This is a genomic window from Pseudaquabacterium inlustre (assembly GCF_038066595.1).
In the GTDB taxonomy this organism is placed as follows: Bacteria; Pseudomonadota; Gammaproteobacteria; order Burkholderiales; family Burkholderiaceae_C; genus Pseudaquabacterium; species Pseudaquabacterium inlustre.
Window position 1 is genome coordinate 473670 of sequence record NZ_JBBUTH010000001.1, and the last position, 23339, is coordinate 497008.

The 23339-nt window shown below is 70.4% G+C and carries 24 protein-coding genes; 9 read left to right on the forward strand and 15 right to left on the reverse strand.

The window, feature by feature from the left end; genetic code table 11:
* Positions 1-62: 62 nt before the first annotated feature.
* On the reverse strand, positions 63-632 hold the full coding sequence (gene dcd, locus AACH10_RS02130) for a dCTP deaminase (protein ID WP_341408701.1): 570 nt from the start codon (positions 630-632) through the stop codon (positions 63-65).
* A 123-nt stretch (positions 633-755) separates the two neighbouring features.
* Between dcd and AACH10_RS02135 the strand changes: the two genes are divergently transcribed.
* Together AACH10_RS02135 and AACH10_RS02140 are read left to right on the forward strand one after the other, a co-directional pair.
* Complete coding sequence (locus AACH10_RS02135) at positions 756-1298, forward strand: Mpo1 family 2-hydroxy fatty acid dioxygenase (protein WP_341408702.1); 543 nt, start codon at positions 756-758, stop codon at positions 1296-1298.
* A gap of 30 nt (positions 1299-1328) precedes the next feature.
* The gene (locus AACH10_RS02140; RefSeq protein WP_341408703.1) at positions 1329-2360 is read left to right on the forward strand and encodes a 2-dehydropantoate 2-reductase; all 1032 of its coding nucleotides are present in this window, start codon (positions 1329-1331) and stop codon (positions 2358-2360) included.
* Between the two features lie 15 nt (positions 2361-2375).
* On the opposite strand, the gene AACH10_RS02145 is transcribed toward AACH10_RS02140, so the two are convergent.
* Entirely contained in the window at positions 2376-3233 is an 858-nt protein-coding gene (locus tag AACH10_RS02145) for a 23S rRNA (adenine(2030)-N(6))-methyltransferase RlmJ (protein ID WP_341408704.1), read from the reverse strand.
* A gap of 118 nt (positions 3234-3351) precedes the next feature.
* Here AACH10_RS02145 and AACH10_RS02150 point away from each other — a divergent pair, with 118 nt between their 5' ends.
* Positions 3352-4662, forward strand: a complete 1311-nt coding sequence (locus AACH10_RS02150) for a cytochrome P450 (RefSeq protein WP_341408705.1) — start codon at positions 3352-3354, stop codon at positions 4660-4662.
* Here the strand turns inward: AACH10_RS02150 and AACH10_RS02155 are convergent.
* Positions 4643-5332: a TetR family transcriptional regulator gene (locus tag AACH10_RS02155; RefSeq protein WP_341408706.1), complete on the reverse strand. Its 690-nt coding sequence runs from the start codon at positions 5330-5332 to the stop codon at positions 4643-4645. The genes AACH10_RS02150 and AACH10_RS02155 overlap by 20 nt on opposite strands.
* Positions 5333-5729: 397 nt before the next feature.
* On the opposite strand from AACH10_RS02155, the gene AACH10_RS02160 reads away from it, so the two are divergent.
* Positions 5730-6965: an aminotransferase class III-fold pyridoxal phosphate-dependent enzyme gene (locus AACH10_RS02160; protein ID WP_341408707.1), complete on the forward strand. Its 1236-nt coding sequence runs from the start codon at positions 5730-5732 to the stop codon at positions 6963-6965.
* A gap of 31 nt (positions 6966-6996) precedes the next feature.
* On the opposite strand, the gene AACH10_RS02165 is transcribed toward AACH10_RS02160, so the two are convergent.
* The 6 genes from AACH10_RS02165 to AACH10_RS02190 form a co-directional block, all read right to left on the reverse strand.
* Positions 6997-8049, reverse strand: a complete 1053-nt coding sequence (locus tag AACH10_RS02165; protein WP_341408708.1) for a Bug family tripartite tricarboxylate transporter substrate binding protein — start codon at positions 8047-8049, stop codon at positions 6997-6999.
* Between the two features lie 148 nt (positions 8050-8197).
* Positions 8198-8920, reverse strand: coding sequence for an ABC transporter ATP-binding protein (locus tag AACH10_RS02170; protein WP_341408709.1), 723 nt, complete (start codon positions 8918-8920; stop codon positions 8198-8200).
* 19 nt (positions 8921-8939) lie between these two features.
* Positions 8940-9716 carry an ABC transporter ATP-binding protein gene (locus tag AACH10_RS02175; protein WP_341408710.1) on the reverse strand — a complete coding sequence of 259 codons (777 nt, stop codon included), beginning with the start codon at positions 9714-9716 and terminating at the stop codon, positions 8940-8942.
* 28 nt (positions 9717-9744) lie between these two features.
* Positions 9745-10833, reverse strand: coding sequence for a branched-chain amino acid ABC transporter permease (locus tag AACH10_RS02180; RefSeq protein WP_341408711.1), 1089 nt, complete (start codon positions 10831-10833; stop codon positions 9745-9747).
* Between the two features lie 21 nt (positions 10834-10854).
* On the reverse strand, positions 10855-11778 hold the full coding sequence (locus tag AACH10_RS02185; RefSeq protein WP_341408712.1) for a branched-chain amino acid ABC transporter permease: 924 nt from the start codon (positions 11776-11778) through the stop codon (positions 10855-10857).
* A 380-nt stretch (positions 11779-12158) separates the two neighbouring features.
* A complete protein-coding gene (locus AACH10_RS02190) occupies positions 12159-13466 on the reverse strand; it encodes a replication-associated recombination protein A (protein WP_341408713.1) in 1308 nt (435 codons plus the stop codon).
* Between the two features lie 203 nt (positions 13467-13669).
* Here AACH10_RS02190 and AACH10_RS02195 point away from each other — a divergent pair, with 203 nt between their 5' ends.
* Together AACH10_RS02195 and AACH10_RS02200 are read left to right on the forward strand one after the other, a co-directional pair.
* Complete coding sequence (locus AACH10_RS02195; protein ID WP_341408714.1) at positions 13670-14203, forward strand: chemotaxis protein CheW; 534 nt, start codon at positions 13670-13672, stop codon at positions 14201-14203.
* 124 nt (positions 14204-14327) lie between these two features.
* On the forward strand, positions 14328-15074 hold the full coding sequence (locus AACH10_RS02200; RefSeq protein WP_341408715.1) for a hypothetical protein: 747 nt from the start codon (positions 14328-14330) through the stop codon (positions 15072-15074).
* An 18-nt stretch (positions 15075-15092) separates the two neighbouring features.
* Here AACH10_RS02200 and lolA read toward each other — a convergent pair whose 3' ends face one another.
* The 3 genes from lolA to AACH10_RS02215 are packed head-to-tail and all read right to left on the reverse strand — an operon-like array spanning position 15093 to position 18763.
* Positions 15093-15731 carry an outer membrane lipoprotein periplasmic chaperone LolA gene (gene lolA / locus AACH10_RS02205; RefSeq protein ID WP_423228544.1) on the reverse strand — a complete coding sequence of 213 codons (639 nt, stop codon included), beginning with the start codon at positions 15729-15731 and terminating at the stop codon, positions 15093-15095.
* Positions 15728-18067, reverse strand: a complete 2340-nt coding sequence (locus tag AACH10_RS02210; RefSeq protein WP_341408716.1) for a DNA translocase FtsK — start codon at positions 18065-18067, stop codon at positions 15728-15730. Before AACH10_RS02210 ends, lolA begins: the two co-directional genes overlap by 4 nt.
* Positions 18068-18094: 27 nt before the next feature.
* Positions 18095-18763, reverse strand: coding sequence for a Crp/Fnr family transcriptional regulator (locus tag AACH10_RS02215; RefSeq protein ID WP_341408717.1), 669 nt, complete (start codon positions 18761-18763; stop codon positions 18095-18097).
* 220 nt (positions 18764-18983) lie between these two features.
* Here AACH10_RS02215 and trxB point away from each other — a divergent pair, with 220 nt between their 5' ends.
* The 3 genes from trxB (at position 18984) to rpmG (ending at position 20714) form a co-directional block, all read left to right on the forward strand.
* Positions 18984-19940, forward strand: coding sequence for a thioredoxin-disulfide reductase (trxB, locus tag AACH10_RS02220; protein ID WP_341408718.1), 957 nt, complete (start codon positions 18984-18986; stop codon positions 19938-19940).
* Between the two features lie 331 nt (positions 19941-20271).
* On the forward strand, positions 20272-20505 hold the full coding sequence (gene rpmB, locus AACH10_RS02225) for a 50S ribosomal protein L28 (protein ID WP_341408719.1): 234 nt from the start codon (positions 20272-20274) through the stop codon (positions 20503-20505).
* Positions 20506-20543: 38 nt separating this feature from the next.
* Positions 20544-20714 (forward strand): 50S ribosomal protein L33, encoded by a 171-nt coding sequence (gene rpmG, locus AACH10_RS02230; protein WP_341408720.1) that lies wholly within the window; start codon positions 20544-20546, stop codon positions 20712-20714.
* A gap of 98 nt (positions 20715-20812) precedes the next feature.
* Here rpmG and AACH10_RS02235 read toward each other — a convergent pair whose 3' ends face one another.
* From AACH10_RS02235 to AACH10_RS02245, 3 genes are read right to left on the reverse strand one after another with little or no spacing between them, the layout of a single operon-like run.
* Positions 20813-21460: a 2-dehydro-3-deoxy-6-phosphogalactonate aldolase gene (locus AACH10_RS02235; RefSeq protein ID WP_341408721.1), complete on the reverse strand. Its 648-nt coding sequence runs from the start codon at positions 21458-21460 to the stop codon at positions 20813-20815.
* Positions 21461-21489: 29 nt separating this feature from the next.
* On the reverse strand, positions 21490-22422 hold the full coding sequence (locus tag AACH10_RS02240) for a 2-dehydro-3-deoxygalactonokinase (protein WP_341408722.1): 933 nt from the start codon (positions 22420-22422) through the stop codon (positions 21490-21492).
* The gene (locus tag AACH10_RS02245; RefSeq protein ID WP_341408723.1) at positions 22419-23171 is read right to left on the reverse strand and encodes a 2OG-Fe dioxygenase family protein; all 753 of its coding nucleotides are present in this window, start codon (positions 23169-23171) and stop codon (positions 22419-22421) included. The genes AACH10_RS02240 and AACH10_RS02245 overlap by 4 nt, the downstream gene beginning before the upstream one ends.
* Positions 23172-23339 lie beyond the last annotated feature (168 nt).

The following is a 23339-nucleotide window of genomic DNA, read 5'->3' on the forward strand; positions in this document are numbered from 1 at the left end:
CCAGGGGGGTGGATTGGTAACAGGCTGTCAGGCGGCGCCGGCGCGCGGCCGGGCGCAGGCGCTCAGGTCTTGGGCAGCGTGACGCCGCGCTGGCCCTGGTACTTGCCGCCGCGGTCCTTGTAGCTGGTCTCGCAGACCTCGTCGCTCTCGAAGAACAGCACCTGGGCGCAGCCCTCGCCGGCGTAGATCTTGGCCGGCAGCGGCGTGGTGTTGCTGAACTCCAGCGTCACGTAGCCTTCCCACTCGGGCTCGAAGGGCGTGACGTTGACGATGATGCCGCAGCGCGCATAGGTGCTCTTGCCCAGGCAGATGGTCAGCACGTTGCGCGGGATGCGGAAGTACTCCACCGTGCGCGCCAGCGCGAAGCTGTTGGGCGGGATGATGCAGACATCGCTCTCGATGTCGACGAAGCTCTTCTCGTCGAAGTTCTTCGGGTCCACCACGGTGCTGTGGATGTTGGTGAAGACCTTGAACTCGGGCGCGCAGCGGATGTCGTAGCCGTAGCTGCTGGTGCCGTAGCTGACGATCTTCTGCCCCGCGGGCGACTGGCGCACCTGGCCGGGCTCGAACGGCTCGATCATGCCGTGCTGTTCGGCCATGCGGCGGATCCACTTGTCGCTCTTGATCGTCATCGTCGTTCACTCCGGGAATGCCCGGGCATTCTAGGTGGGGGCGGTTGGGGCGGCCCCGCATGGCGGCGCGGCGCGCGCTGTGTTGCACTGCACACTCCACCCGACCGACCGGAGCATGCCGCCATGGCCGCCAGCCCCTTGCGTCCCGCCAACGAACTGCTGGTGCAGTACGCCGCCTACCACCGCGACCGGCGCAACATCCTGAGCCACTTCGTCGGCATCCCGATGATCGTGCTGGCCATCGGCGTGCTGCTGGCGCGCGTGCCGCTGGGGCCCACCAACCTGTCGTGGGTGGTGTGTGCGCTGGCCGCGCTGTGGTACCTGGGCCGCGGCCAGCCGGTGCTGGGCGCAGCCACCGTGGCGGTCAACGCCGTGCTGATTGCGCTGGCCCAGCCGCTGGCCGCCGGCGGCACCGGCACCTGGCTGGGCTGGGGGCTGGGCCTGTTCATCGTCGGCTGGGTGATCCAGTTCGTCGGCCACCACTGGGAGGGACGCAAGCCGGCCTTCGTCGACGACCTGGTGGGCCTGCTGGTGGGCCCGATGTTCGTGGTGGCCGAATGGCTGTTCGCGCTGGGCTGGGGCCGTGCGCTGGCCGACGAGATCACGCAGCGGGCCGGCCCCGAGCGGCGCGGCACCGCCGCCGCCGGCGCACCGCAACCGCACTGAACGCTGCTGACCGCGCCCGACACCCGCCCGATGCCCCCACCCGCCCTCGGCCCCGACGCCTGCGACCCGGTGCTGGTGATGGGCGCGGGCAGCATCGGCGGCTGGCTGGGGGGCCGCCTGGCCGCCGCCGACGTGCCGGTGGTGATGGTGGGCCGGCCGCGCACGCTGGATGCGATGCGCGCACGCGGCCTGACGCTGACCGACTGCGACGGCGGCCGCCTGCACCTGCCGCCCGAGCGCCTGACGCTGGCCGAATCGGTGCCCGAGGGCCTGCGTCCCGGCCTGGCGCTGATGTGCGTGAAGACCGCCGCCACGCCCACCGCCGCGGCCGAGCTGGGCGAGAAGCTGCCAGCCGGCACGCCGGTGATCTCGATGCAGAACGGCCTGGGCAATGCAGCGCGCATTGCCGCCGCCGCGCCGCGCCTGGCCGCGCTGCCCGGCATGGTGCCCTACAACGTGGCCGAGCTGTCGCCCGGACACCTGCACCGCGGCACCGGCGGGCGGCTGGCGGCGCAGGCCCATCCGGCGTTGGCGCCCTGGTGGCCGGTGCTGCAGGCCGCGGGCCTGGACGTCGACGTGCACGAGGACCTCACCGCCGTGCAGTGGGGCAAGCTGCTGCTGAACCTGAACAACGCGGTCAACGCGCTGTCGGGCCTGCCCTTGCGCGCGCAGCTGCTCGACCGCGACCTGCGCCGCTGCACCGCCGCGCTGATGCGCGAGACGCTGCGCTTGCTCGACCGCGCGGGCATCGTGCCGGCACGGCTGTCACCGCTGCCGCCGGCCTGGCTGCCGGAGGTGCTGTCGCTGCCCTCGCCGCTGTTCCGCGCGGTGGCCGCACGCATGCTGCGCATCGACGACAAGGCGCGCTCCAGCATGGCCGATGACCTGGCGCTGGGCCGCGTCACCGAGGTCGACGCGCTCAACGGCGAGGTGCTGCGCCTGGCCGCGCAGCTGGGCCTGGCGGCGCCGGTCAACGCGCGCCTGGTGGCGCTGGTGCACAGCTGGTCGCGGCTGTCGCCGCCGCTCGGCGGCCCGGCACTGCGCGAGGCCCTCGGCGTGTAGCCGCGGCGCGGGCCCTCACAGGCCGTGCGCCGCCTCCAGCAGGCTGCTGGCGCCCTCGTACTGGCCCAGCAGCTTGACCAGCACCGGCAGCGCCTCGGCCAGCAGCGGCTTGAGCGTGTGCGGCGGATTGATCACGAACATGCCGCTGCCCAGCATGCCGAAGCCGCGCTCGTCGGGCTCGGTCACGGTCAGGCGGGCGTGCAGCCAGCCCTTGCGGGCCTGGGCTTCGGCCACGGTGCGCAGCCGGGGCGCCAGCTGGGCCGAATCGCGCAGCGTGAGCTGCGGGTACCAGACCAGGATCACGCATTCGGCAAAGCGCGTCAGCGCATCGCGGCAGGCGGCCACCACGGCGGCGTAATCGGTCTTGATCTCGTAGGACGGATCGATCAGCAGCACGCCACGGCGGCTGGTGGGCGGCAGCTGGCCCTTGATGCCGGCAAAGCCATCGGACTTGCTGACCGCCACCTGCCGGTCGCCCGCGAAGGCCTGGGCCAGCAGGTCGTGGTCGGTGGGGTGCAGTTCGAACAGGCGCAGCTGGTCCTGCGGCCGCATCATCGCGCGGGTGAGCTTGGGGCTGCCGGGGTAGAACTGCAGTTCGCCGGGCGGGTTGAAGGCCCGCACCTGCGCCACGTAGTCGGCCAGCAGCGGCGGCAGGCGCTTGCCCTCCAGCACGCGGGCCACACCGCGCTGGTATTCGGCATGCTTTTGCGCCTGCGGCGCGTGCAGCGCGTAGGCGCCGGCGCCGGCATGGGTGTCCACCAGACGCCAGGTCTTGTCCTTCTGGTTCATGTGGTGCAGCACGGCCAGCAAGGTGGCGTGCTTGAGCACGTCGGCATGGTTGCCGGCGTGGAAAGCGTGGCGGTAGGCGAGCATGGGCCGCACTGTGCCATGAGACGCGCACCGCGCCGGCCCTGCACCGCGGGCCGGCCCCAAGTTGAACGGCGATTCATGTTTGCCTACGATCGGCAGATCGCCGCGCACCGGAGCCTGCATGACCGCCCTGCCCTACCACGCCATTCCCCTGGTCAAGGGCCTGCCCCTGGTGGGCAACCTGCCCAAATTCCTGCGCGATCCGCTGGCCAATGCGCAGGGCCTGGCCGAGCATGGCAACGTGGTGCGCTCGCGCACCTTCTTCGAGACCGTCACGCTGCTGGGCCCCGAGGCCAACCAGTTCGTGCTGCACGACCGCGAGGGCAACTTCAGCAGCCGCGGCGGCTGGGCCTACTGGATCGACCAAGTGTTTCCCGGCGCCATCATGGCCATGGACGACCCGCAGCACAAACACCACCGCCGCATCATGCAGGGCGCCTTCAAGCGCCAGGCCATGGACCGCTATGTGCGCGACATGGGCCCGGTGATCGAGGCCGTGGTGGGCGCCTGGCCGGCCGGGCGGCTGCTGGTGTTCCCGCAGGTCAAGGCGCTGACGCTGAACATCGCCGCGCGGGTGTTCATGGGCCTGGCGCTGGGCCCCGAGGCCGACCGCATGAACCAGGCCTTCGTCGACACGGTGGCCGCCTCGCTGGCCCTGGTGCGGCGCAGCGTGCCGCCGCTGGCCATGTGGCGCGGCGTGCGCGCCCGCCGCTACCTGGTGGGCCTGATGCGCAGCAGGATCGCCGAGAAGCGCGCCACCGAGACGCCCGACCTGTTCAGCCAGCTGTGCCACGCCCGCAGCGAGGACGGCGAGGCCTTCACGGATGACGAGGTGGTCGACCACATGATCTTCCTGATGATGGCCGCGCACGACACCACCACCTCGGCGCTGACCACGATGTTCTATTGCCTGGCACGCGAGCCCGAATGGCAGGAGCGCCTGCGCGCCGACGCCCAGGCGCTGGCCCCCGCCCATCTGGCGCTGGCCGATCTGCCCGGCCGCGAGCGCACCGAGTGGGTGATGAAGGAGGCGCTGCGCCTGTACCCGCCGCTCACCTCCATCCCACGCAAGGCCGCGCGCGACTGCGAGTTCGGCGGCTACCGCATCCCGCGCGGCACGCCGGTGGGCGTGTCACCGATCCACACCCACCACATGCCCGAGCTGTGGACCGAACCCACGCGCTTCGACCCCGAGCGCTTCTCGCCGGCCCGCGCCGAGCACAAGCGCCATGCCTATGCCTACCTGCCCTTCGGCGGCGGTGCGCACCTGTGCATCGGCCAGCACTTCGCCGACATGGAGGTCAAGGCCGTGATGCACCAGGTGCTGCGCCGCTGGCGCTGGACGGTGCCCGAGGGCTACCGCATGCCCTACCAGCTGGTGCCCATCGCCAAGCCGCGCGACGGCCTGCCGATCACGCTGCAGCCGGTCTGACCGCCGCCGGCACGCCCACCGCGGCCAGGAAGCAGCGCGCCAGTTCGCGAGCCAGCGCCGCGTCGTGCAGGCGCACCGGGCCGCCGTCGTGCAGCACGGCGTTGACCAGGGTGCTGAACACCATCTGGAAGGCGAAGTCCATACGCCGGCGGCGCTGGCGGGCCGGCACCGCGCCAAGCTCGGGCCCCAGGCGGGCATAGACGCGGTCGACCACCTGGTCGTTCAGGCGCATCAGCGGGCCCCAGTACAGGTGGGTGCGTGCGGGGTCGCTGACCGCGGCGCGGAAGATGCCCTGGTGCGCGCGGTGCACCTGCACCAGCCACTGCATCAGCAGCGCCACCTGGCGCGCCGCGCCGGCGCGCTGCATCGCGGCCGAGGCCAGCAACTGCTGCAGATCGGCAAAGGCGGCGGCCCCGGCCTCGCGGCACAGCTCGGCAAACCAGGCGTTCTTGTCCTCGAAGCGGGTGTAGAACGAGCCCACGGCCACGCCGGCGGCCGCCGCCACCTGGGCCACCGACAGCGAGGGCAGGTCGTGCGTGGCCAGCAGCGTGCGGCCGGCGTCCAGCAGCGCCTGGTGCTTGCGCTGGCTGCGCGCCTGCTTGGCCGCGCGCACGCCCACGCGGGCCGGCACAGGCGCGGCATCGGGCACGGCGGGTGGCGGCGGCGGCATGGCGGGCACGGCAGAACGCAGCAGGCTGAGATGGGGGCCACGGCATGATGCCATCGGCCAGGCTGCCGTCGTCCACACGCCACAACCTGTGCTGCCGCTTGACGCCGGCCGCGGCCAGCCCGCACCATCGCGGCACCATGCTGATGACCCAGGCCCGCTCGCTGCGACGCCGCTCACGACGACATCGTTGAGCGGAATCGCTGTTGCCGGGCCTTGATCGACGCAAGGCCACCCTCCGAAGGCCACGATTCCCATCGTGGCCTTCGTCATTTCCGGGTTCCGGCTGCTGCGCGCCAGGGCGAGCAGGCGCTGCGGACCCGGCGGCCTGGGGCACATGGGGCGTGATCCCTTCGGTTTCCTTCTCCCGGCATCGATGCCACCGAACCCCGAACCCGCCATGACTGCCCTGCTGCAAGCCACCCCGCCTGTCGCCGCCCCCTTCCACCCGCCCCCGGCCGTGATGCCCGTGGCCCAGCGCCCGCCGCAGGTCTTCGTGCGCGGTCAGGGCAGCTGGCTGTGGGACGCCCAGGATCGCCGTTACTTCGATGCCGTGCAGGGCTGGGCCGTGAACACGCTGGGCCATGCGCCGCCCGCGGTGGCCGAGGCGCTGGCGCACCAGGCCGGCACGCTGCTGCAGGCCGGACCGGGCTTCTACAACGCACCGGCCATCGCGCTGTGCGAGCGGCTGTGCGCGCTGAGCGGCCTGGCCCATGCCTTCATCACCACCAGCGGTGCCGAGGCCAACGAGGGCGCGGTGAAGCTGGCGCGCAAGTGGGGCCAGCAGCAGCGCGGCGGCGCGGCCACGGTGATCACGATGGCCAACAGCTTTCACGGCCGCACGCTGGCCATGATGGCGGCCAGCGGCAAGCCCGGCTTCGACCGCATCTTCGCGCCGGCCGTGCCGGGCTTCGTGCACATGCCCTTCAATGACCTGGCGGCGGTGCGGCAGGCCATCGGCACCGACACCGTGGCCGTGATGCTGGAACTGGTGCAGGGCGAGGCCGGCGTGGTCGAGGCGCAGCCGGGCTTCGTGCAAGGCCTGCGCGCGCTGTGCGATGCCCACGGCCTGCTGCTGATCGTCGACGAGGTGCAGACCGGCATCGGCCGCTGCGGCACGCTGTTCGCGCACACCCAGTGGGATGTGCAGCCCGACATCGTGACGCTGGGCAAGGGCCTGGGCGCCGGCGTGCCGGCCGGTGCGGTACTGGCGCGCGCAGGTGTGTGCCGCTTCGTGCCCGGTGACCAGGGCGGCACCTACAACGGCAATGCGCTGGTGTGCGCCGCCGCGCTGGCGGTGCTGGACGCGGTGAGCGCACCCGGCTTCATGCAGAACGTACACAACCGGGGAGAACAACTGGCCGCCGGGCTGGCGCGGCTGTCGGCCCGCCACGGCCTGGGCGGCGTGCACGGCCGCGGCCTGCTGCGCGCGCTGGCGCTGCCACCGCAGCTGGCCTCGGGCGTGGTGGCCGACGCGGCACGCACGCTGCCAGGCGACTGCGGCCTGCTGGTCAACCCGGCCCAGCCGCAGCGCCTGCGCCTGATGCCGGCGCTGAACATCACGGCGGCCGAGGTCGACACCCTGCTCGCGCTGCTGGACCGCGCACTGGCCATCGCCACCGCGCCCCCAGCCTGACACGGGCGCCGGCGGGCCGGCGGCCACGTCGTCAATCGAGGGAAATGTTCAGCGAGGTGGCCAGCGCGATCCACTCGGCCGAGTCGCCGTCCCATTCCTTGCGCACCTCGGCCGGCTGGGCCATCGGCATCAGCGGAATGCCGAACTGCTCGCGCAGGTCCTTCATGCGCTGGCTGGCCGAGGCCTCGCGCACCGCCTCGGCCAGCTTGTCGAGGATGTCGCGCGGCGTGCCGGCCGGCGCCGCGAAGGGCAGCCAGCCCTCCATCGTGTACACCGGCGCGCTGAAGCCCTGTTCGGCCAGGGTGCTCAGCTCGGGCAGCTTGGGCGTGCGCGCACGGCCGGTGGCGGCCACCGCCCGCAGCGTGCCCTTCTGGATGTGCGGCAGCAGGCCCTGCACGCTGCCCACGGCGGCCTGGATCTGGCCCGAGACCAGGTCGACCACCATCGGTGCCTCGCCACGGTAATGGGCGATGACCATGTCGAGCTTTTCCTGCTTGTTCAGCGCGTCGCCCAGCATGTGTGCCCACGAGCCGGCGCCGTAGGTGCCCCAGGCCACGGGGTTCTTGCGCGCATGGGCGACCAGCTCGCGCGTGGTCTTGACCGGCACCTTGTCGTTGACCGCCAGCAGCAGCGCCCCGCTGGGGAACAGCGCGATCGGATCGAAGTCCTTCACCGGCGTGTAGCTGAGCTTCTTGTACAGCGCCTTGGCCTGCCACAGCGGCCCCGAGGTGCTGATGATCAGCGTGTGACCGTCCGGCGCGGCCTTGGCCACCTCGGCCGCACCCAGCGTGCCGCCGGCGCCGGTCTTGTTGTCGACCACGAAGGACTGGCCGAACTTGCGCGTCAGCGCCTCGCAGTAGGCGCGGGCATAGGCATCGGTCAGGCCACCGGGCGGGAACGGCACCACCACGCGCACCGGCTTGCTGGGCCAGCCGCCCTGGGCGCGCACGCCCGCGGCGGGCAGCAGCGCGGCGCCGGCCACCGCGGTGGCGGCGCCCAGCAGCTGGCGGCGGCGCAGGCCGGCAGCGGCTGCGCAGGTGTCATCGGATGCCGGGCCGGTCGGGCGCGGGGCGTCGTCGTGCATCGGGGTGTCTCCTGGGGTGTGGGCCGATTCGGCCGCCATGCTGTCGTGCATGGCACCGATCTGCTTGTCACCCGGTGGACACCGCCAGCGCGCAGCGGTTCCGCCTTTGCGAACCCGGTGTTTTCCCGGGCTGCCGCAGATGCCAGGATCAGGCGCCCAGGTAGGCCGCCTGCACCTTGGGATCGGACAGCAGGGCCTGGCCCGCGCCGTCCATGGTGATCACGCCCGACTCCATCACGTAGCCGCGGTCGGCCAGGGCCAGCGCGCGGCTGGCGTTCTGCTCGACCAGCAGGATGGTGGTGCCGCGACTGTGGATGTCGGCCACCACCTCGAAGATCTTGTCGACCATGATCGGCGACAGGCCCATGCTGGGCTCGTCGAGCAGCAGCACCTTGGGCCGGGCCATCAGCGCGCGGCCCATGGCCAGCATCTGCTGCTCGCCGCCGCTCATGGTGCCGGCCAGCTGCGTGGCACGCTCCTTCAGGCGCGGGAAGATCGCGAACACCTTGTCGATGTCGGTCTCCACCTCCCCGTCATTGCGGGTGTAGGCGCCCATCTGCAGGTTCTCGACGATGGTCATGCGCGTGAAGGTGCCGCGGCCCTCGGGCACCATCACCAGGCCCTGCTTCACCAGGTCCCAGGCGCCCTGGCCCTTGATGGGCTTGCCCAGGTAGCGGATCTCGCCGTTGGCCACCGGCTGGGTGCCGGTCACGGCCTTCAGCGTGGTGGTCTTGCCGGCACCGTTGGCGCCGATCAGGCACACCAGTTCGCCCTGGCGCACCTGGAAGCTCGCGCCCTTGACGGCCTGGATGCCGCCATAGGCCACCTGCAGGCCCGAGACCTCGAGCAGCACGTCGTTCTTGTTCGTCATGTGGGGTGCCCCGCGAAAGTCAATGCGCCTTGTGGCCGGAACCGAGGTAGGCCTCGATCACCTTCTCGTTGCGCTGCACGTCGGCCGGCGAGCCCTCGGCGATCTGCTTGCCGTAGTCGAGCACGGTGAGCCGGTCGCACAGGCCCATCACCAGCTTCACGTCGTGCTCGATCAGCAGGATGGTGCGGCCGTCGTTGCGGATGCGGTCGATCAGCTCGCGCAGCACCAGCTTCTCGCTGGCGTTCATGCCGGCGGCCGGCTCGTCCAGCGCGATCAGCTTGGGGTCGGTGGCCAGCGCGCGGGCGATCTCCAGGCGGCGCTGGTCGCCGTAGCTCAGCGTGCGCGCCTTGTAGTCGGCGAAGCGGCCGATGCCCACGTAGTCCAGCAGCTCGCGGGCCCGCTCGGCGATGGCCTTCTCCTCGGCCTTGAAGCCCGGCGTGCGCAGGATGGCGCCGACCAGGCCCGACTGGCTGCGCACATGGCGGCCGACCATCACGTTCTCCACCGCCGTCATCTCGGCGAACAGGCGGATGTTCTGGAAGGTGCGCGCGATGCCGGCCTTGGCCACCTCGTGCACGGCAGTGGGCTGGTAGGGCGCGCCGCCCAGCTGGAAGCTGCCGCTGTCGGGCGTGTACAGGCCGGTGATCACGTTGAAGAACGTGGTTTTGCCAGCGCCGTTGGGACCGATCAGGCCATACACCTGGCCCTTGTGGATGCTGATGCCCACGTCGCTCAGGGCCTGCAGGCCGCCGAAGCGCTTGGACACGTTCTTGACGTCGAGGACGATGTCGCTCATCGGTGAATACTCCGTTCGTCCCCGGGGATCAGGCCTTGACCGGCTGCGGCGCAGCCTTGCCATGCTCGGGCGAGGGCCACAGGCCGCGCGGGCGCAGCAGCATGATGGCGATCATGGCCAGCGCGATCAGCAGCTGGCGCAGGATGGCGGCGTCGATGCGGCCGTCGGTGACGCGCTGCAGGTCCAGCTCGCCGGCCACCCAGCGCAGTGCCTCGGGCAGCGCCGCCAGCAGCACCGCGCCCAGCACCACGCCCGGGATGTGGCCGATGCCGCCCAGCACCACCATGGCCACGATCATCACGCTCTCCTGCAGCGAGAACGATTCGGGCGAGACGAAGTTCTGGAAGGTGGCGAACATCACGCCCGACACGCCGCCGAAGGTGGCGCCCATGCCGAAGGCCAGCAGCTTCATGTTGCGGGTGTTGATGCCCATGGCCTTGGCGGCGATCTCGTCCTCGCGGATGGCCATCCAGGCGCGGCCGATGCGGCTGGTCTCCAGGCGGTGGCAGATGATCACGCTGACCACCACCAGCAGCAGGAACAGGTAGTAGTACTTGGTGACCGACGAGAACTCGATGCCGAACAGCTCGCCGGAGCGGCCGAAGTCCATGCCGAAGATCTTGATGCTGTCGATCTGCTGCAGGCCCTTGGGACCGTTGGTGATGTTCACCGGGCGGTCCAGGTTGTTCATGAACACGCGGATGATCTCGCCGAAGCCCAGCGTCACGATGGCGAGATAGTCACCGCGCAGCTTCAGCGTGGGCGCGCCCAGCAGCATGCCGGCGATGCCCGCCAGTGCCGCCCCCAGCGGGATGACCGCCCACACGGGCAGGTGCATGCCGTAGGGGAACATGGCCTTGATGGCCGGGAAGGTGTCGGTCAGGTGCGGGCTGGCCAGCAGGCCGAACATGTAGGCACCCACGGCGTAGAAGGCCACGTAGCCCAGGTCGAGCAGGCCGGCATAGCCCACCACGATGTTCAGGCCCAGCGCCAGCAGCACGTACAGCAGCGCGAAGTCCAGCATGCGCACCCAGAAGTTGCCGGCATGCTGGGCCAGCAGCGGCAGCAGCAACAGGCCCACCGCGGCGATCAGGAACACGACGAGTTTGTTCTTCATGGTTCTTGCTCCGTCGTCAGGTCAGGCGCGGTCGGCCACGCGCTCGCCCAGCAGGCCCTGCGGCCGCACGGTGAGCACCAGGATCAGCACCGCGAAGGCGAAGATGTCGGCGTACTGGCTACCCAGCACGCCGCCGGTCAGGGCGCCGATGTAGCCCGAGCCCAGTGCCTCGATCACGCCCAGCAGGATGCCGCCCACCACCGCACCGGCCAGGTTGCCGATGCCGCCGAACACCGCGGCAGTGAAGGCCTTCAGGCCCGGCAGGAAGCCCATGGTGTGCTGCACGGTGCCGTAGTTGGCGGCGTACATCACGCCGGCCAGCGCGGCCAGCGCGGCGCCGATGATGAAGGTGGCCGAGATCACCATGTCGGGCTTGACGCCCATCAGCGCGGCGACGCGCGGGTTCTCGGCCGTGGCGCGCATCGCGCGGCCCAGCTTGGTCTTGTTGACCAGGTACATCAGGCCGGCCAGCGCCATGGCGGTGACCGCCAGGATCAGGATCTGCGTGGTGTTGATGACCGCGCCGCCGACGAAGAAGGGCTCGCTGGGCAGCAGGATCGGGTAAGGCTTGGTGCTGGGCTTCCAGATCATCATCGCGATGGTCTGCAGCAGCAGGCTCATGCCCATGGCCGTGATCAGCGGCGCCAGCTTGGGTGCGTTGCGCAGCGGCCGGTAGGCGATCTTCTCGATCGCGAAGTTCAGCAGCGCACACACCACGATGGCCGCCACCAGCGAGATGATCAGCAGCAGCCAGCCGGGCAGACCGGCATCCTTGAGCGCCATGACCACGGTCCAGCTGGTCAAGGCCCCGACCATCAGCACTTCGCCGTGGGCGAAGTTGATCAGGTTGATGATCCCGTAGACCATCGTGTAGCCCAGTGCCACGAGCGCATACATGCTCCCGAGCACCAGACCGTTGATGATCTGTTGCAAAAAGATGTCCATCGCGGAGGGTCTCCGTTCCTGAAGGGCCGCCCGGTGCGGTGCGGCGGAGTGCCCCACCCGACGACCCGGGGAAATCGTTGTCTTGTCGTTATTAGCAAGAAGCCGGCCGGGCTGCATCGGGGGCCGTCTCCAGGCTGGGCGGGATTGTAGGCAGGGGGTATCCGGCAATTGCCCGGTAGTTGCCCCCGCACGGCCGAACATTGTTCGGAATCAGGGCCCGGCCACCGAGGATGGCTCGGCTCTCAGGGGCTTCCCGCATACGCCATCCGGGCCCTGAAATGGCTGCTCAAAGGCCGCTGGACAACCGGCCCACCACACCCCGGCGACGCGCGGCGAACGGAAATCCGGCCGCTGCGGCGGCCGTGCGAACGGACATCCGTTCAGGTCGGCGGCTCGGCCTCGTCGTCCAGCCGCCGCAGGAAGGCCAGCTTCTCGGCGATCTTGCCCTCCAGGCCGCGCGGCACCGGCTGGTACCAGCGCGGTTCGGGCATGCCCTCGGGCAGATAGGTCTCGCCGGCCGCATAGGCATGCGGCTCGTCGTGGGCGTAGCGGTAGGCGTGGCCGTAGCCCAGTTCCTTCATCAGCCGGGTCGGCGCATTGCGCAGGTGGACGGGCACCTCGCGGCTCTTGTCCTGCTTCACGAAGGCGCGCGCGGCGTTGTAGGCGTTGTAGCCGGCATTGCTCTTGGCCGCCACGGCCAGGTAGATCACGGCCTGGCCCAGCGCCAGTTCGCCCTCGGGGCTGCCCAGGCGCTCATAGGTGAGCGCAGCGTCGTTGGCGATCTGCATCGCGCGCGGATCGGCCAGGCCGATGTCTTCCCAGGCCATGCGCACGATGCGCCGCGCCAGGTAGCGCGGATCGGCGCCACCGTCGAGCATGCGGGTCAGCCAGTACAGCGCGGCATCGGGGTGCGAGCCGCGCACCGACTTGTGCAGCGCCGAGATCTGGTCGTAGAAGTTGTCGCCGCCCTTGTCGAAGCGGCGTGCATTCAGGCTCAGCGCATTGCCGACGAATTCCGCCGTCACGCGGTTCACGCGCGCGGCGCCGGCGGCCGTCTGGCACTGCTCCAGCAGGTTCAGGAAACGCCGGGCATCGCCGTCGGCATAGCCCACCAGCGTGTCGACCGCGGCCTCGTCGAAGTCCAGATCCGCCAGGGCCGTGGCGCGCGCGCGGGCCAGCAACTGCTTCAGTTCGTCGTCGCCCAGCGACTTCAGCACGTAGACCTGGGCGCGCGACAGCAGCGCCGAGTTGACCTCGAAGGACGGGTTCTCGGTGGTGGCGCCGATGAAGGTGAACAGGCCCGATTCCACATGCGGCAGCAGCGCGTCCTGCTGTGCCTTGTTGAAACGGTGGATCTCGTCGACGAACAGGATCGTCGGCTTGCCATGCGCCAGGTGTGCCTCGGCCTGCTCCATCGCGGCACGGATGTCCTTGACGCCCGAGAACACCGCCGACAGCGCGATGAACTCGCAGCCGAAGGCATGGGCGGTCAGGCGCGCCAGCGTGGTCTTGCCCACGCCCGGCGGGCCCCAGAAGATCATCGAGTGCGGCTTGCCCGACTGGAAGGCCAGGCGCAGCGGCTTGCCCTCGCCCAGCAGGTGGCGCTGGCCGATCACCTCGTCCAGCGTACGGGGCCGCAGCGCCTCGGCCAGCGGCGGTGCCGGTTCGGCCGAGAACAGGTCAGGCATGGGCAGACGGCGGAAGACTCATGCCGGCATTGTCGCAGTGGCCCGGCGCCGGCCAGCGCCCGGCCGCGGCACGGGTCTGGGCAGGAACAGGCCGGTGCGTGGGGCGCTTTTCAGCGCTTCGCGCCGGCGTGGCCGGCCCATGATGCCGGCAACTCTATCCAGGCCGGCCGAACGCCGGCACACCCAGCCCGCGAGGACTTGCCATGAGCGCCACCACCGCCATCGAAAACCAAGCCGTCTCCCAGGCCGCGCAGGCCGCCGCCGTGCGGGGCGCGCCGCGCGAGGTGCTGTCGTTCAAGCTGGGCGCCGAGGAATACGGCATCGACATCCTGAAGGTGCAGGAAATCCGCGGCTACGAGTCGCCGACCCGCATCGCCAACGCGCCCAGCTTCATGAAAGGCGTGGTCAACCTGCGCGGCGTGATCGTGCCCATCGTCGACATGCGCGTGCGCTTCGCCCTCGACGAGGTGCGCTACGACGCCTTCACCGTGGTCATCATCCTGAACGTGGCCCAGCGCACCGTGGGCATCGTGGTCGACTCGGTCAGCGACGTGCTGGACCTGGGCGGCGAGCAGATCAAGCCCGCGCCCGAGTTCCACGGCAGCATCGACGCCAGCTACATCACCGGCCTGGGCACCGTGAAGACCGGCGACGTGGAACGCATGTTGATCCTGCTGGACATCGAGCAGATGATGAGCAGCCCCGAGATGGGCCTGACCGACCACTTCTCGCACTGAGCCCTCCGCTCACACACCCTCGGCTGGCTGCGCCGGTCATGCCGGCATGCATCCCGCCGGGGCGCTGTCGCCCCACCTTGCCAAGCCACGCGCCCACCGGGCGCCCAGCCCGCGGAACATGCACATGCCCAGCCAGCGTCCGCAGTACCACCGCCGCCGCCACACGCACGGCGGGTCAGGCGTGCTCCGCGCCGGCCTCGCCTCGCTGGCGTTGACACTGGCCGCCATTGGCCCGGTGCATGCCGAGTTGCCCCTGGTGAGCGAGACAGCCGACTCGCCCGCTTCGGGTGAGTGCCAGGTCGAGATGGCGCTCCTGCGCACCACCGCGCTGGGCCAGTCACGCCTGCATGGGCAGCAGGCCTATGCCTCCTGCGGCACCCCCTGGAACGGCCAGTTGGGCCTGCTGATCGCGCGCGAGCATGGTGGCGGCGGTCCGCGCGCCACGCTGCTGGGCCTCCATGGCAAATCCACGCTGGTGGCCCCGGACGAGACACGCACCGGCTGGGGCATTGCCTACGGCATCACCAGCGACCACCTCAGCGGCGAAGGCTGGCAGCACGGCAGCTCGCACCTGACACTGGTGGCCACGCGGCGCCTGGGCGCCGCGCTGATCGGCCATGCCAACCTCGGCTGGCAGCGCGCGCAGCGTGACCATTCCAGCACCACCGTGTGGTCGCTGGGCATGGAGACCGAAGGCGGCACCTGGGGCTGGGCCGCCGACGTCTATGGCGACGACGAGAGCCGTCCGTGGATCTCGGTCGGTGTCGTGCTGTGGCCCAACGATCGGCTGGCCCTGAGCCTCAACCATTCGCGCCAGTTCGACGCGCAGCGTGCCACGCAGTGGACGCTGGGCAGCCGCATCAAGTTCTGACGCCGCGCCCGCGGCAGATCACTGCTGCATCAGTTCCGCCCCCTTGGGCGGCTCGAAGCGGAAGGTGTCGGCCGGCAACGCCACGCCCTGCTGCACGGCGCTGAACTGCAGCAGCGAGCGCTGGCCGAAGCTGTCGGTGATCTCCAGCGCCGCCAGCTCGCGGCCCTTGAAGCCCACACGCAGTTGCTTCACGGTGCCCTCGGCCGCCTTGGGCGTGGCCAGCACCCACTCGATGCCATCGGCCGCCGGCTGGGCCTTGAGCGTGAAGTCGCGCTCCAGCCCGGCGCCGGCCAGCAGCGCCGCCGGCGTGCCGCTGACGGCCTTCTCGGCCGGGCGCACGCTCACCTGGTTCAGGTCGGCGTCGAACAGCCACACCTTGGCGCCATCGCCGACGATCAGCTGCTGGTAGGGCTTGTCGTAGCTGAAGCGGAAGCGGTCGGGCCGCTGGAAGGCGAAGCTGCCCGACGAGGTCTTCTTCTTGGCGCCATCGGGCGAGCTCACCGTCTGCGTGAACTGCGCGCGGGCCGACTTCACGTCGCGCACGAACTCGCGCAGCGTGTCCACGGCATCGGCCTGCGCCGCGCCGGCAAACAGCATCGCGGCGGGCAGCGTCAGGGCTCGCAGCGCCGCGGCGCCGGTCTTCAGCAAGGGGGTCATTCTTCGCGCTTGGGCACCAGCAGTTCGCGGTTGCCATTCGTGGCCATGCTGGATACGAGGCCGGATTTCTCCATTTGTTCCAGCAGGCGCGCGGCGCGGTTGTAGCCGATGCGCAGGTGGCGCTGCACCAGCGAGATGCTGGCCTTCTTGTTCTGCAGCACGATGGCCACCGCCTGGTCGTACATCGGGTCGCTCTCGCCATCCCCGCCGCCGGCGCCGCCTGCGCCACCACCGCCATCACCGTCACCGTCCAGCACGCCGCCCTCCAAGATGCCCTCGATGTAGTTGGGCTCGCCCTGGCTCTTCAGGTACTCGACCACGCGGTGCACCTCGTCGTCGCTGACAAAGGCGCCGTGCACGCGCACCGGCAGGCCGCCGCCGGGCGTCAGGTACAGCATGTCGCCCTGGCCCAGCAGGGCCTCGGCGCCCATCTGGTCGAGGATGGTGCGGCTGTCGATCTTGCTGCTGACCTGGAAGCTCAGGCGCGTGGGGATGTTGGCCTTGATCAGGCCGGTGATCACGTCCACGCTGGGGCGCTGCGTGGCCAGGATCAGGTGGATGCCGGCGGCACGCGCCTTCTGCGCCAGGCGGGCGATCAGTTCCTCGATCTTCTTGCCCACCACCATCATCAGGTCGGCCAGCTCGTCGATGACCACCACGGTGTAGGGCAGGCGCTCCAGCGGCTCGGGCTCCTCCGGCGTCAAGCTGAAGGGATTGGGGATCTTCTCCTCGCGCGCCGCCGCCTCGTCGATCTTCTTGTTGTAGCCGGCCAGGTTGCGCACGCCCATCTTGGACATGAGCTTGTAGCGCCGCTCCATCTCGCCCACACACCAGTTCAGCGCGTTGGCGGCCTGCTTCATGTCCGTCACCACCGGGCACAGCAGGTGCGGGATGCCCTCGTAGACGCTCATCTCCAGCATCTTGGGGTCGATCAGGATCAGGCGCACGTCGCGCGCCTCGGCCTTGTAGAGCAGGCTGAGGATCATCGCGTTGATGCCCACCGACTTGCCCGAGCCGGTGGTGCCGGCCACCAGGCAGTGCGGCATCTTGGCCAGATCGGCCACCACCGGCGCGCCGATGATGTCCTTGCCCAGGCCCATGGTCAGCTGGCTGGCCGCGCTGTTGTAGACCTCGCTGCCCAGGATCTCGGCCAGGCGGATCATCTGCCGCTTGGCGTTGGGCAGTTCCAGCGCCATGGTGTTCTTGCCGGGAATGGTCTCGACCACGCGGATGCTCACCAGCGACAGCGCGCGCGCCAGGTCCTTGGCCAGGTTCACCACCTGCGAGCCCTTGACGCCGGTGGCCGGCTCGATCTCGTAGCGCGTGATCACAGGGCCGGGGCTGGCCGCCACCACGCGCACCTCGACGCCGAAGTCCTTGAGCTTCTTCTCGATCAGCCGGCTGGTCATCTCCAGCGACTCGGCCGACACAGAATCCTGACGCGTCGGCGCGCTGTCCAGCAGGTCCACCTGCGGCAGCTTGGTGTCGGTGAGCTCGCGGAACAGCGGCTGCTGGCGCTCCTTGGCCACGCGCGCGCTCTTGGGCACCTCCACCACCTCGGGCTCGATGACGATGGGCACGTGGTCCTCGATCTCGGCGCGCTCGACCTCGACCTCGATCTCCCGCTCGCGGGTCATCACCTCGGCGATGCGCAGGTCTTCCTTCTGCTCGCGCGCCTGCTCGCGGCGCTGCCACAGGCCCTCGATCCAGCCGCCCAGCCGGTCGGCCGCCCGCGCCCACGAGAACTGCAGCGCCAGCGCCGCCCCCACCACGCCGAGGGCGATCCACAGCACGCCCGAGCCGGCGAAGCCCAGCCACTTCATCGACAGCTGGCCCACCACCGCGCCCAGCACGCCGCCGGCCTGGCCGCCGGGCAGCACGCCGTCCAGGCGATACAGCCGCGTCCATTCCAGGCCGCAGCTGCCCAGCATCAGCAGGGCCACGCCCAGCCACACCATCCACTCGGGGCGCGCCGTGGCATCGGCGCCGGCCTCGCCACGCAGCCAGCGCGCCAGCGTGGCCAGCCAGGCGCGCGCGCTGGCCAGCATCAGCCACCACGCCGAGTAGCCGAAGACGAACAGGCTCAGATCGGAGAACCAGGCGCCCAGCAGACCGGCGCGGTTGGCGATGGCGCCGCCGCTGCCCGAGGTCGAGAAACCCGGGTCGCCCGTGTTGTGCGTGGCTAGCGCCAGCAGCGCCAGCAGCCACAGCAGGCCACCGCCCAGCAAGGCGAACTGCGCCCGCAGGCGCGAGATGGGGGCGCCCCCGTCAGCGGGACGCTGCGTGGCCAATCCGGCCGCGCCGTCGCCGCGCAGGGAACCGAGCGGATAGGTCATGCGCCAGATTGTGGCGCATGGCCTGGGTCACTCTTGCGTGGCGCGTTCCTTGATGATCACAGAGCCGTTTTCCTGCGTCTCGATGACGCCGCGCTCTTCCAGGTCCTTCATGACCCGGCTGACCATCTCGCGCGAGGCGCCCACCACCTTGGCCATGTCCTGGCGCGAGACCTTGCTGCGGATGATCTTGACGCCGTTCACGTCTTCGGCCATCTCCAGCAGCGTGCGCGCCACGCGGCCATACACATCCAGCAGCGCCAGCGACTCGATCTGCCGGTCGGCATGGCGCAGGCGGCGCACCAGGCCGCGCAGGATGGAGTAGCTCAGCGACGAATGCTCGGGCAGGCAGCGCTGGAAGTCGGCGCGGCCCAGGATCAGCATGTCGGTCTGCACCTCGCAGCGCACCGTGGCCGAGTGGGCCTCGTTGTCGATCAGGCTCATCTCGCCCACATAGTCGCCGGCCTCCAGCACCGCCAGGATGACCTCGCGGCCCCGGGTGTCGGCGGTCAGCACGCGCGCCCGGCCATTGAGCAGGATGAACAGCGCATTGCTCTTGCGGCCCTGCTCCACCACCAGTTCGCCACGCCTGAAGCGCCGCTTGACCACGCTGTCGGCAATCGCCTGCGCCTGGTCGTTGGTCAGCATCGAGAACAGCGGAACGCGCCGGATCAGGTCCAGGTTGCTCAACATCGACATCGTTTGTCCCTTCCTACCGTGTGCGGGCAGTGTGCTTTTGTCTTCGGCGATCTGTAACCTGAAGCAACGGTGACAAACCACCGCATTTCTGTACGGTTTTCTCTATTGTGCCGATTGAATGCCTTCACCCACGTCGGGGAAGACCGCGTGACAGAATTTGCGCCTTGCTGCAGTCCGCTGCGCTGCCGTCCATCCCGGCGGCCCCAACCCGAGTCCATCCATGAGCGCCACCTCCACCCACGCCCAGCTGTTGATCCTGGGCTCCGGCCCCGCCGGCTACACCGCCGCCATCTACGCCGCCCGCGCCAACCTGAAGCCGCTGCTGGTCACCGGCCTGGCCCAGGGCGGCCAGCTGATGACCACCACCGAGGTCGACAACTGGCCCGCCGACGTGATGGGCGTGCAGGGCCCCGAGTTGATGGAGCGTTTCCAGAAGCATGCCGAGCGCTTCAACACGCAGATCGTGTTCGATCACATCCATACGGTCGACTTCTCGAAGCGCCCGTTCACGCTCACCGGTGATTCGGGCAGCTACACCTGCGACGCGCTGATCATCGCCACCGGCGCCTCGGCCAAGTACCTGGGCCTGCCCAGCGAAGAGGCCTTCATGGGCCGTGGCGTCTCGGCCTGCGCCACCTGCGACGGCTTCTTCTACCGCAACGACGTGGTGGCGGTGGTCGGCGGCGGCAACACTGCGGTCGAGGAAGCGCTGTACCTGTCCAACATCGCCGCCACCGTGCACCTGGTTCACCGCCGCGACAAGTTCCGCGCCGAGCCGATCATGGTCGACAAGCTGATGGAGAAGGTGGCGGCCGGCAAGATCGTGCTGCACACCCACCGCGTGCTCGACGAGGTGCTGGGCGACCCATCCGGCGTGACTGGCGTGCGCCTGAAGGCCACCGAGGGCGAGGCCACCGAGGACATCCCGCTCAAGGGCTGCTTCATCGCCATCGGCCACCAGCCCAACACCGAGATCTTCCAGGGCCAGCTGGAGATGAAGGACGGCTACCTGGTCACGCGCTCGGGCCTGAACGGCTTCGCCACGATGACCAGCGTGCCCGGCATCTTCGCCGCCGGCGACGTGCAGGACCATGTCTACCGCCAGGCCATCACCTCGGCCGGCACGGGTTGCATGGCCGCGCTGGACGCACAGCGCTTCCTCGAACAGCAAGCCTGAATCTTCAGCACCCGGCCGCCGGGTACGGCGACCACCCGCAGGGCGGGTGCGGGCCGGTTTGGGGCGGCCCGGCACTCGGCCCGCGTCGCGCCAGCAGTGCCTGCTAGCCCGTCGGGCGATTTCAGGCTATAATCATTGTCTTTGCCGAATTCGGCCGGCGCGAAGCATTGGTTTTCCAGTGTTGGGATTTCCAGTGCGTCGGGCAAGCCGGCTTAGAACGCAATTCGAAGGGCAGCCACCAGGCGACGCGGGACACCGGTACCAACCGATCCCACATCCCCTGCTCTGGTTGCCGTGCCTGCAACAGTCATTCAGAGTCTGGAGAAGCGTCATGGCACGCGTCTGTCAAGTCACGGGCAAGGGCCCGATGGTGGGTCACAATGTTTCCCACGCCAACAACAAGACCAAGCGTCGCTGGCTGCCCAATCTGCAGTACCGCCGCTTCTGGGTCGAGAGCGAGAACCGCTGGGTGCGCCTGCGCATCACCAACGCGGCGCTGCGCCTGATCGACAAGGTGGGCATCGACACCGTCGTCGCCGATCTGCGCGCCCGCGGCGAGCTGTGATCGCCGTTCGCTAACCTCACGCACACCCGGAGCACACCATGGCCACCAAAGGCGGACGCGAAAAGATCAAGCTGGAATCCACCGCGGGTACCGGCTTCTTCTACACCACCAACAAGAACAAGAAGACCACGCCCGAGAAGCTTGAATTCATGAAGTTCGACCCGAAGGCGCGCAAGCACGTCCTGTTCAAGGAAATCAAGCTGAAGTGATGCACCGGCCGCTGTGCGCGGCCCCGGTTCATCCCTGCTGATCGAAGCCCACCCTGGCGGTGGGCTTTGCGCTTTGGGGCACCGCCTTTTCGCGGTGATCAGCCCTGCCAGGCGGCCATGTAGGCCGCGGCACGCCGCGCCACCTCGGCCGCCGGCGCCCCCTCGGGGTACAGCGCCGAGCCCAGGCCCGCGCCGGTGGCCCCGGCCGCGCGCCAGGCCGCCAGGTTGTCAGGCGACACGCCGCCCACCGGCCACAGCGGCACGTCGGCCGGCAGCACCGCGCGCAAGGCCTTCAGGCCCGCCGGCTGCAGCACCTCGGCCGGAAACAGCTTCAGGGCATCGGCCCCGGCGGCCAGCGCCGCAAAGGCTTCGGTGGCCGTGAACACGCCCGGCGCCACGCGCAGCCCGGCCGGGTGCGCGTGGGCATGGGCGATCACGGCCACATCCGCATGCGGCATCACGATCAGCCGGCCACCCGCGGCGACCACGGCATCGACCTGGGCGGTACTCAGCACCGTGCCGGCCCCCACCAGCGCGTCGGCCGGTGCCAGACGAGCCAGGATGGCCAGGCTGTCCAGCGCGCCGGGGCGGTTGAGCGGCACCTCCAGTGTGCGGAAGCCCGCATCGAACAGCGCCCGGCCAACGGCCGGCGCATCGGCCGGGGGCAGGCCGCGCAGGATGGCCACCAGTGGCGGCGCAGGCGGCCAGGCGGGGCGTTGCAGGGAGTCCGGGGCAGAGGTGGTCATGGGCTCGAGCCGAAGCGGCGAAAGAAGGTTCAAGGACGAGCGTCGGCCGCGCCCAGCGCCTGCCAGGCCGCCATCTGCACCGCCTCGATGTCGAGCGTGACGGTGCGCCGGCCCAGCAACTCGGCACAGCGGGCATGCAGCCGGCACAGCGCCGGGCTGCCGATCAGTTGCACCGGCGCCTCGTCGGCGGGGCTCCAGGCCGCCGCCTCGTGCCACTCGGCACCCAGCAGCAGGCCGCTGAGGTAGGCACCCGAGGCCGCGGCATCGAGCGCCCCGGTGACCACGCGCGCACGCAGCCCGAACAGCGCACGGCTGAGCGCAGCCTGGCCGGCGGCCTGCACACCCAGCGCAAAGACCTCGGGCCGGGCCAGCGGATCGGTGTCAGCCGCCGCGCGCAGCAGCGGGGCCAGCGTGCCGCCGCCCGACAGCAGCGCATGCAGTTCGCCGCTCAGGTAGGTGTGCAGGCGCTGCACCGCCCCGCCCTGCAGGCGCACCCACTTGCTGTGGGTGCCGGGCAGCACGGTCCAGCCGTCGCGCGGGGCCAGGCGCCAGGCGCCCAGCAACTGCGTCTCCTCGCCGCGCATCACGTCCACCGCGCCGCTGGCGGCGCCCTCACCGTCCTCGCGCCAGCGGCAGCCCGGCACGATGTAGCAGCCCGGCGCCCCGGCCACCGGCACCAGGGCCTGCGCCCAGTCGGCGAGCGGCCGGCCGGCGTCCAGGTACGGCACCTCCTGCCAGCCGCTGGCGCTGCCCACCATGCCGGCCATCACCACGGTGGCGTCGTCCGGCGCCGCCAGGCGCTGGCGCAGCGCGGCCAGGGCGTCGGCGAAATGCGGCGCGGCCTTCAGCAGACCCTGGTCGTCATCGGCGCGGCCACGCAGCACGCCGTCGACGAAGCACCAGGCACGCCGGTGCGTGGTGCCCCAGTCCACCCCGATCCAGGTGCGGCCGGCCGGCGTCATGCCTGCGCCGGGCCCTGGAAGCCGCCGCGGCGGTAGGTCAGCACCAGCGTGTCGCGGTAGCCGCCGGCCTGGGCGTCCAGCGGCTGGATCGGTGTGGATTCGTGGATCACGCGTTCGTCGTCGAGCAGCAGCACGCTCCAGGGCTCGGTCAGCGTGAAGCGCATGCCCTGCGGGCCGCGCGCGTCGAACACACGCGTCTCGCCGCCCTTGATGCCGTGGCGCGCCACCAGGATCACCACCACCAGATCCACGCCGTCGCGGTGTGCGCCCTCGGGCGTGGGCCGGCCGATGCCGTCGGTGGTGTCGATGCGGAAGGGGTGGGCCTCGACGAACCACGCGGCCGCCGGGTCGCCGCGCAGCGTCGCGGCCGTGCGGGCCAGCGCCGCCAGCAGCCGGGGCCAGGCCGGGCTGTCGCTCATGGCCGGCACCATCGGCTCGAACCAACGCTCGATGCCGCCGTGCAGCGCGTTGTATTCCACCGGCTGCCAGTGGGCGCGGTGCGGCATGGCCTGCACCTGGCCGTCGGCCGCCACCGTGAAGCAGCCGTGGCGGCGGCGGCGGTAGCGGCCGCCGTCCTTCAGGTAGTTGTCGGGCGGCAGATCGTTCCAGGTGGGCGCCCAGGCGGCCAGAGCGGCCGCGTCCACCGCCGCATGGCGCGCCAGCGAGGCCGCATCCAGCACGGCATAGCCGCTGCCGGCCAGTTGGGCGTCGAGGGCGGTCAGGGCGGTCAGGGGCGGCGGCAGGGTCATGGCACGGCACCGCCGGTGGCGCACCAGCGGCCAGGTGGGTCGATCGGATCAGCCGGCCATTGTGCGGCAGGGGCGGCTGCAACCAGGCCAGCCCCGACTGCGGGCAAGCCTGAAGCACGCGATCACGCGCCACCCCCTTAGACTGCAGTTGCCGCCTCCCACCGGCTG